Raw genomic sequence first — 2558 nt, 5'->3', positions numbered from 1 at the left:
GGCGGATCCCGGGATCCGCCGACCACCGTCCGTCAGCGCGTGCCCGACTCCCGCCCGGCGTCGGCGAGCAGCGGGAACAACCGGGTGACCGCCGCCACGGGGCGGGTTCCGATCGAGGGCCACGGCTACTTCGCGCGCTGCCTCCAGCACGAGACCGACCACCTCGCCGGCGGCCTCTACATCGACCGCCTCGCCGCCCGGGGCCGCCGTACCGCGCTGCGCCGCATGGCGGAGCGGCAGGCGGAGGTGTTCGCCAAGCGGGCGGCCCGCGCCGAGGAACTGGCCGCTCTGCGCCGGGCCTGACGCCCGGCCCGGGTCCCGTGAGGCCCGTGCGGCACGGCGCGGCGGGTTCGGCCGCTGTTCAGCGGCGCGTGGCCCCGGCGATGATCTACGACCAGACCCGCTCCCTACCGTCGTGGCTCACACCATTTCGGGAGCGAACATGCACGACATCCACGAGTCCGGGCACGAGTGCGAGTGCCCGCGCACCGCCGATCTCGACGGGGACGGACCGGCTGCGGCCGGCCGGCGCCGGTTCCTGCGCGGGGCGGGCCTCCTGGGTGCCGGGGTCGGGGCGGTGGGGCTCGGCGTACTCGGCGCGGCACCCGCGCAGGCGGCGGGCGGGGCCGACGGGGCCGACACGGCTGACACGGAACCCGGGAAGACGGAGAAGGCGGGGAAGGCGAACGGCAAGGACAAGGGGAAGGGCAAGGGCAAGGGGCGCTGGCAGCCCGACCCGGACGCCCGCCAGTTCACCCTCGTCGTCATGCCCGACACCCAGTACCTGTTCGACCAGGACCGGATCCACCCGGCGCCGGTGGAGGCCTCGATCCGCTACGTGCTCGACGGCGGGGTCAACCGCGAGGACGGGACGGACGACAACATCGTCTTCCTGGCCCACCTCGGCGACGTCACCGAGAACGGGCTGGCCACCGAGTTCGCCGCCGTCTCCAAGGTGTTCGGCCTGCTGGACGACGCCGGCGCGGCCTACGGCGTGCTCGCCGGCAACCACGACGTGCGCTCCTCGACCGACGACCGGCGCGGCGGCACCCCGTACCTGGAGACCTTCAGCAAGGCCCGGGCCGCCCGTACCTCCGGCTACCACGCCTCCAGCCCGGACGGCTACAACACCTGCCACATCTTCACGGCGGGCGGCCGCCCGTGGATGGTGCTCTCGCTGGACTGGCGGCTCTCGGACGCGGGCTTCGCCTGGGCCAACGCGGTGATCGCGGCCAACCCGAAGGTCCCGGTGATCCTGACCACCCACGACCTGGCGTACGCCGACGACGGCGGCCGGGCCGAGCTGTCCGACTACGGCAAGAGGCTCTGGGACCGGCTGATCAGCGGCAACGACCAGATCTTCCTCACCGTCAACGGGCACTACTGGCCGCCCGGCCGCACCGTGCTGCGCAACAAGGCCGGCCACGACGTGCACGTCCACATCACCAACTACCAGGACCGCTACTACGGCGGTGCCGCGATGATCCGGGCGTACCGCTTCGACCTCGACCGTGACACCGTCGACGTGTCGACCTTCTCGCCGTGGATCCAGGAGATCGCCGCCGAGGAGCGCAACACGCTGGCGGCGCAGCAGGTCGAGCTGACCTCGGACGTGGACCGCTTCTCGCTCGCGATCGACTTCGACCGGCGCTTCGCGGGCTTCGCGCCCGTCCCGCCGCGCCCGGCGCGCAGGCCCGCCGAACTGCTGGTCCGGGACACCGCGGCGTACTGGCGCTTCGACGGAGGTGGCGGTGACGGGACGGCGGTCACCGCGCAGCAGGTCGTCAAGGACCTGACCGGGCAGGGCAACGACCTGTACGTGCGGAGCGCCCCGGGCACGCCCGACGGCGCGCTCACCTGGTCCGCCGACCACCACCCGGACCAGCCGGGTCACGGCAGCCTGCTGCTCAAGGGCACCCGCTCGCCGGTGCGCGGCGGCTACCTGGAGACGGCGCCCACCGCGCCGCTGAACCGGGAGACCTTCGAGCGCGGCTTCACCGTGGAGGCCTTCTGCAGGCTGCCCGCCGACTGGGACTCCGGGCAGAGCCGCTGGTCCGCCCTGCTCAGTCGGTGGGGGATGGCGGGCGAGGCGGGCAAGAGCGGTACGGGGGTGGACGCGGAGGAGCCCGTCGTGACGCTCAGCCTCTCCGAGGCGCCCGCCCTGCAGTGGTGCGTCTACCCGGTCAACCAGACCGGGGCGTCCACCTGCTGGGGGCACCAGCTGCCCCTGGACCGGTGGTGGCACGTCGCGGTCGTCAACGACGGGAGGCTCAGCCGGATGTACGTCGACGGCTGTGAGGTGGCCCGCAACCCGGCGACCCCGGCCGTGGGGCTGACCACGCTGGGACGCCCGTGGATGCTGGGCGGTTACGCGTACGCGGGGGTGCTGGACAAGGTGTTCCACGGGTACGTCGGCGACGTCCGGGTCGTGAAGCGGGCCCTGCGGGTGCGTGAGTTCATGACGGCGTGACCCGGTCTACGGCCGCGTGACCACCTGACGCGCGGACGCGGACGCGGACGCGGACACTGACGCGGAGGCGGTCACGGAATCGGACGCC

General features: G+C 73.4%; 2 protein-coding genes. Both read left to right on the top strand.

Features of this window, described 5'->3' with window-relative positions:
- On the top strand, positions 1–303 hold a 303-nt coding region (locus tag ABD308_RS08990), incomplete at its 5' end, for a peptide deformylase (RefSeq protein ID WP_344330454.1).
- Between the two features lie 139 nt (positions 304–442).
- Positions 443–2470 (top strand): LamG-like jellyroll fold domain-containing protein, encoded by a 2028-nt coding sequence (locus ABD308_RS08985; protein WP_344330450.1) that lies wholly within the window; start codon positions 443–445, stop codon positions 2468–2470.
- The last annotated feature ends 88 nt before the right edge of the window (positions 2471–2558 follow it).

Origin of the sequence: Kitasatospora putterlickiae, assembly GCF_039527695.1 — a bacterium.
Lineage (GTDB): Bacteria > Actinomycetota > Actinomycetes > Streptomycetales > Streptomycetaceae > Kitasatospora > Kitasatospora putterlickiae.
The sequence above is the reverse complement of the archived record's forward strand: the minus strand, read 5'-3'. Positions and strand labels throughout refer to the sequence as shown.

What these genes read in the sequence shown, in the direction of transcription:
- ABD308_RS08985 (WP_344330450.1), top strand. Translation starts at nt 443, where the DNA reads ATGCACGACATCCACGAGTCCGGGCACGAGTGCGAGTGCCCGCGCACC.